Here is a 6,577-nt window from a genome sequence, read left to right as displayed (position 1 = left end):
ACGACAGTTGATGCTGCCTCTAGGGGGGAGAAGGCTCGCTCTTTTGCATCATCGAACTGCAGCCAACGGCTTCGTCATGACCTGTAGGGTCCTTCGGGCGAATTCAACATGTTGGGTCGCTGCCGGATGCACAGCTCAGAAAGGCGATCGAGCCAATCTCGAAGCCCTCCATCGCGAATTCGTTGATCACCCAAGTGAACTTGCTACTCTGCCGTAGGGCGTTCGCGTAGGCTCGTGATTGAACGCATTCGAACGGTTGGATTCTTGTGAAAACAGCGGCAATTGTGTTGGCTTTTTGTCGGCGCAATCTCAAAAACAGAAACAAGGTGTCTCGTGACTGATAATTTTGGGATTGGCAAATCAACCTGTTCAGATGCATCTCAATCGAAGCTTCGCACTGGTTTCGGAATAGCACCTTTGCACGTGGACGCGACACACTTAAACAGCGGGTGAGGGTGTTGCGGAATCAGACAAGGCCATAGACGCCAACGGCAAGTAGATCCGCGGCTTGAAGGTTCATGACGATGCCGAGCGAATGCTGACGAAGCCTGAGTTCTCGAAAACCGAGCCATTGATGGCTTCCTCGGTTTATGCCTTTCAGGCGAATAAGAAATCCAACGTTGAGGTGGACACCTGGTGGTGTGATCTCAATCGTCCCGCATGGCACATTGATTGAGTTGTCTTCAATTAGATCTCAAATGGTGACATATTCGGCACCATCTCTGCGGCACGACCACGCCACGGTGACGCCGGAGAATGCCAGTCTGATCAAACGTGCTACACGAAATCGCCCAGCAATTCGCGGGCTAAACGCATCACTATGCCGCGCGAGTGCCGGTGAATGCCAAACACGGTAAAACCCACCGTTACCGATTTTAAGTCCCCTGTGTCTGCCAATTCCACCACCTGGGCATCAGTCGGTGTGATGGCAGAAGTGTATCGCCTGGATTGGCTTCCGTGTACTTGGGGACACGAAAGTCTGTCGACGGATTCGATCAGGCGGATGATGAGGAGGCTTCGATGTTGACGGGCAACAAATCGGGCGTGCACTGATGCGGCTTCGGGACGGCATTAAAACGCTGCAGTGGCAGGTGCTCAGGTCGCAAACCGGCTTGTGCGACCAAGCGGGTGAGTTGCGCGATCGACGAAACGCCGAGCTTGTGACCGATTTCGGTTTTGTGACGCTCAATCGTCCGCGGACTGCGGAACAGCAACCGCGAAACTTCGGGGACGCTGTTGCCCTGCCCCAGCAAGACGAGCACTTCTAGCTCTCGAGGACTGAGGACCGACAAAGGCCCCAGGTCGATGAACTGACTTTGCGTGTCCTTGATGTCACCGTCGGGCAACATGCCGTCCAAACGGGTCAGCACGATCGCGAAATTTCGGTCGCCATCGCGGTGAGGATAGAAAGACGAAACCAACATTCGGCCGCAGTAAATATGCGTCGCTCGAAGTGCTTTGCTGGTGTCGATGACTTCCCGAACCCAAGACATTCGTTCTTGCACGTACTCCTCGGCGAACACGTCATGGAGGTTCTTTCCGAGTAGATCGTCGTCCTCGACGCCGAACAGACGCAGGGCGGCTTGGTTGAAATGGATGATCTGCCCGTTGTCCTCGACGACTGTCAGGCCAACGTCCGGTTCTTGGTCGAATACGTTCAACCAGTCGATGTTCTTTAATTCTTCGCGCATGGCTCCCTCTGATGAATTCAGACTTTTGGGAACGACAAACGCGAACGCTCGCGGTGCCGCCTCAGAGGGTTCAAAACGCAACTGCCGTGCCAATTGAGCGAATTCGCTCATGGAGTCGCGACGATGTGACGTCGATATGACTATTGGGGCAAGGCCGCTCCTGGCGACCTGTGGTTTTTTACCCAGGTCGCCGGAGCGGCCGAGTTTAAAATGACCAACTCAGAGCGGACTCATTTGGCGGCTGGCTTTGACTCCCTGGCCGTCGTAGGAGCGAGTTTGATCAGTGATCGATCGCTACGAAGAAAGATGCTTCCGTCCGAGACTGCAGGAGTAGCCAGCATCGGGCCTGTGAATTCCGCGGTCCCGAGAACGTCAACTTTGTCGGTGGCGGAATCGTCGCCTTCTGTACCGGACGTTTCTTCGGCGACCACCGTGATGGTCCCGGATTGATCGACCACGTAGATCCCCGAAGCGGTGGCGATTGGCGTTGCCCAAACAGATTTGACTTCTCGCATTCGGGTCTTCCAAGTCGATTCACCGGTCGTGAAGTCCGCCGCGGCGATGACGGATCCTTGGTTCACGATGACTTGCCCGTTGTGAACCACCGGCGAAACACTTTTGCATTTCAGCCGAGAGTTTTCCCATGCGATCGGGAACGAAGGTTCGCGAAGATTGAACGCCGTGATGCCATCCCCCGGAACCAGCAACAGTGGCGGTGCCCAGGTGGGCGATGAGGTGGTGCTGCCGGAAATGTCAAGCGTTGCGAGAAGTTCGCCCGAGCGTGCGGCAACGAGTTCAACTCCATCGGAATTTTGAAAGACAAATGCAGGATCGGGCAGACGGACCGCGATTGGCGTGGCCCATCCGGAACGACGCGGACGAGGACGTGTCCAAAGCGTTTCGCCCGTATCGAGTTCGATGCCGCTGCTGAACGAGTCGCCTTGGTTTTCGAGTTGAACGGCGACCACATCATCCAAGATCACCGGCGAGCTGCTCATCGAAACATCGTTGCCCGTCCGCGGATGATCCACCGCGAGGGCTCGGTACCAAAGTGGTGTGCCGTCAGTCTTCAGGCAAACCAAATCGCAGGAGCTGAACAGAGCGACAATCTTTTCACCGTCACTGGCGGGTGAAGGAGATGCGTTGGCACTGGTCGGGTGCGTGTAAGGACGCCCGAGTGCGTGCGCCGTTCGCAGCCACTGGCGAGTTCCGTCGAGTGCGGAAAAGGCTTCGATGTACAAATCACGTTCGTCCTCTCCTCCGCTGCTGGTCACCACCACGCTGTCACCAACCACGATGGGACTGCTGATGCCACGGCCGGACGTGGCGACTTCCCAGGCCGGCTGCATCGAGTCATCACCGGGGCGAGGCGTGATTTCACTGGACGACGACGTCGTGTCGGATCCGCGAAATTGCAACCAATCGGAGGCGAAAGCGTGTTGGGATGCGATCCCAGAAACCAAGCCGATGCCAGCGGCGATCAGTCTAGCCAGTACGGCGCGTCGAGAAGAATGCATGACGGTCAGGTCCAGAAGATATCGTTGAGATGGGTTGGTTTAGCGAGCGTCGTTGACAACGGTCACCGGAATTCCGCGACCCGTGGAATCTGTCAAACGAAATTGAAAACGCCAATCTTGGGCCCAAGGCTGAGTCTGATTGTTCTGGCAGATCTTCAGCAGGACCGAGTTCAGTCCAGGGCGAAGTTGGCAATTCGAAACGTACTGATCGATGCTTGATCCGGAGTGATAGACTTCGTTGCTGAGAACGGGCTGTCCATTGATCCAAGCTTTGTTGGCGTTGATGCAACCCAATCTCGCTTGTGCGTCGGTCGTTTCTCCTTCGGGCAATTCGAAGAAACAAACCGCGTACGCGACCGCGTCTTTGGCGTTGTCGTAGGTTGGATTCAAATCCACCAATCCCGCGTTGTCATCGGTCGATATTGTTTGCCACATCAACGCGTCGCCGGTTTGTTTGTCGTCCCCGCCGGGCGTTGCCGCCTCGAAGGATTGTTTGACCAGTTCGCGATCAAATGGCGATTTCGTGTACTCGGTTTCGACGTCATAAACGTGATCGAATCCCTTGCTGTCTTTGTTGCCGAATGGGGCGATGACCTGCCACTGAATGACCATGGCAAGTTGCTTGGCCAACTGAACTGGGCGGTCGAGTTTCTTCAGCGAAGCGGTGATCTCTCGGAGGTGGTCTGGATGACGTGCGAGAGGCAGCAACTCAAGGTAGGCTTCGATCGCTTCTTCACCCTCGAGCTGTTCGGCCAGTTTCATCTCTCGCTGAATCGCCAGGTAGCGAAGAGGGATGAACGGGTCGTCGACGGCTTGTTCAAGCAACGTTTCTCGTCGCTCGGGATTTTGGTCAACAAGGTGACGGTAGATCAGATAGCGGGCGTCACCATCGTGAGATCGATCGTTGAAAAACGCGAGCAGATCCTCTCGCAGTGAGCTCAACTGGTTCGCCGTCGCCGCGTTGGACTCGGCCGCTTCGATCTGCTGAGAAGCCAGCAGCCGCAGCCAGTTCTTTGCTCGCGGTTCGGCGCTGCTCATCGACTTCAAGGTCGCGAACAGCTGTGATGGCGAGACGTCCGTCGATTTCGGCTGAGCCGACATCGCCTTCATCGCAGCCGAATGTCCAACGCCTTCCGCTTGGACGCGGTTCAATACGTCCACCAACGAGGAGTTGGTGGTGTCGCTAGGTTGGTCCGCCAATGCGATGTTGCCCACCGACACCATCGATAGCAGCAGCGGGAAGGCGACAGGCAGAATGAAGTGTGGACTCGCGACGCTTGGTGAGAATGTCCGTCGCGAGAGTCGAGGCAGCGGCATGGCGTTGAACCCGGAAGAGTGGCGGGACGAAACCCGCCGAGAAATGAGCGAAGACAACTTCGCAACATCCTACAACACTTCCAAGTGTGCCGTTGTGGATCGGCTGACCGAGAGGCCCTCGATCAAGTGTCGATCAAATCATCGGGTGAGAGCAGCGGGATCTGGTTCTCTTCGGTGTCCTGTTTTTCACGCCAAGGTTCTTTGACGCGATAGGATTCCAGCTCTTCTTGCAGTTGTTTCAGCTGCACGGACTCTTCGCTGGCACCTTCTTCCAGTTCCTTCTTGGCCGCTTCGACCGCTTTTTCGCTCCACTTCACCGCGTTTTCGAAGTCGCCCGATTCGGCGTAGCCGGCCGCAAGGGTGCTCAGGATGTGACCTTCGGACTCCTCCGTCATTTCGACTGCCCGCAAACCCAGTTCCAGCGATCGGGCGCCGTTACGAACTTCGTCTTTGGGCGACGTCGCCAGGACCCAAGCCAAGTTGTTCAGGACGCTAGGAAGAATGATCGCGTCGGTTTCGTTGTCTTCGTCCAGGTTGGTCAGGGCTTTTTCGTAGTCCGCGATGGCTTCGGCATGATCGCCAACGGCCAAGTAAGCATCGCCACGTGATCGCAATACGGAGGCATTCTTGGGATCGCGATCCAGAACACCGCTCAGCATGTCGATGGCTTGGCGAGGTCGGTCGTCTTGCAAGTACAGGTTCGCCAGTTGCAGTTGGCGATACACGTCGTCAGGACTACGGTCGATCAGAATTTTCATGTCGTTGATCGCATCGGCCATGCGGCCTTCTTCGACGGCGATGAAGCAGCGAACAACGATCGCTTGATCAAGTTGTTCAACTTGCGGTGCCAAATCGATCGCGGCATCCAAATCACGTTTGGCATCTTTGACATCATCGCGACGAAGTGAGATCTCGGCGCGTTGCAACAACGCGATTGGATCTTTCGGTTGCATCGCGAGGGCTTTGTTCAAATCGGCCAGAGCGTCATCTTCGCGATCCATGTTCGTGTACAGCAGGGCTCGCAAACGATAAAGGCCTTCACTGGGGCGAGCTTGAATCGTTTTGCTGAGCAATTCCAACGCATCGTCGGCGCGGTCCAGTTCGACAAGTTGCTGGACGGTGGCGGCAGCGATTTGTTCGTTGGTTGGATCGAGTTCGAGAACCTTTTGCAAATCCTCGACGGCTTCGTCGAAGTCGCCGTTTTGCATCCGAAGTCCAGCCCGTTGGCGGACGGCTTCTGCGTTGCTCGGATCCAGTTCGATTGCTTTGGAAAGGTCCGCCAATTGATCGTCAGTATCATCTTGGGTCATCGCCCGCAGCAGATACGCCGTGCTGAGTTCCTTCGGATCGTCTTGCAGCAATTCGATCGCGGCCGAGGTCGCTTTCGCGATTCGTTCTTCGTCACCATCGGGAAGCAAGTTCAACCGGGCGATCAACATGTGAGCTTCGGCCAATCCAGGATCGTTTTCGATCGCTTGGTCGAGAACTCGCAGAGCTTCGTCACGGACTTGCAAGGCACGGCGGCCTCGCATGCGAGTCATCGCACCGGCCAAGCCTTGGCCGCGTTGAAGTTGGATGCTGCCCAGCATCTTTTTCGCGAAAGATTGGTTTTCGTCGTCGAGGCCCTTGGCCAAGGCGGATTCGATCAACGAAGCAACGGCTTCCAGATCCTCGTTTGATTCGGCATCGATGCGTTTGAGGACGGCTTCGTCCAAGTCGGCTTGGCCAGGATCCGCCGACTGCTTCATTTGCGAAGGCAGCAGTGGCGGTGCACCTGGCAAAGCGGGCGTGACCGGTGGTATCGGCTTGGCTTCTTCCGCTGGAGCGGTTTCAGTTGCCGGGGGCTGCTCGAGCGTGGATTCGCCAGCTTGCTGCGGAGCGGCTTGCAACGAATGAACGGCCAACGCGGAGAGACAAACGATCGCGACGCTCGCAAAAAAGCGAGGGTGGCTGAAAGTGTCGGCAAAAGGACGGGAGAGGTTCAATGGTGAACGCTGGCCGCTGCGTCGATGATTCATCCAGAAGTCTCGTCGAAGGGTAGGGGGCAAGTTG

4 protein-coding genes are annotated in these 6,577 nt (G+C 56.3%); all 4 read right to left on the bottom strand.

The annotated features are described in order from the left end of the window. Positions 1-995: 995 nt before the first annotated feature. Entirely contained in the window at positions 996-1,802 is an 807-nt protein-coding gene (locus tag RE6C_RS04005; protein ID WP_008654083.1) for a PAS and helix-turn-helix domain-containing protein, read from the bottom strand. Between the two features lie 119 nt (positions 1,803-1,921). Then, positions 1,922-3,208: an outer membrane protein assembly factor BamB family protein gene (locus RE6C_RS04000; protein ID WP_008654082.1), complete on the bottom strand. Its 1,287-nt coding sequence runs from the start codon at positions 3,206-3,208 to the stop codon at positions 1,922-1,924. 39 nt (positions 3,209-3,247) lie between these two features. Further along, positions 3,248-4,525 carry a hypothetical protein gene (locus tag RE6C_RS03995; protein ID WP_008654081.1) on the bottom strand — a complete coding sequence of 426 codons (1,278 nt, stop codon included), beginning with the start codon at positions 4,523-4,525 and terminating at the stop codon, positions 3,248-3,250. A gap of 122 nt (positions 4,526-4,647) precedes the next feature. After that, entirely contained in the window at positions 4,648-6,543 is a 1,896-nt protein-coding gene (locus RE6C_RS03990) for a tetratricopeptide repeat protein (RefSeq protein WP_008654080.1), read from the bottom strand. Between the last annotated feature and the right edge of the window lie 34 nt (positions 6,544-6,577).

Source organism: Rhodopirellula europaea 6C, assembly GCF_000338295.1.
In the GTDB taxonomy this organism is placed as follows: domain Bacteria; phylum Planctomycetota; class Planctomycetia; order Pirellulales; family Pirellulaceae; genus Rhodopirellula; species Rhodopirellula europaea.
The sequence above is the reverse complement of the archived record's forward strand: the minus strand, read 5'-3'. Positions and strand labels throughout refer to the sequence as shown.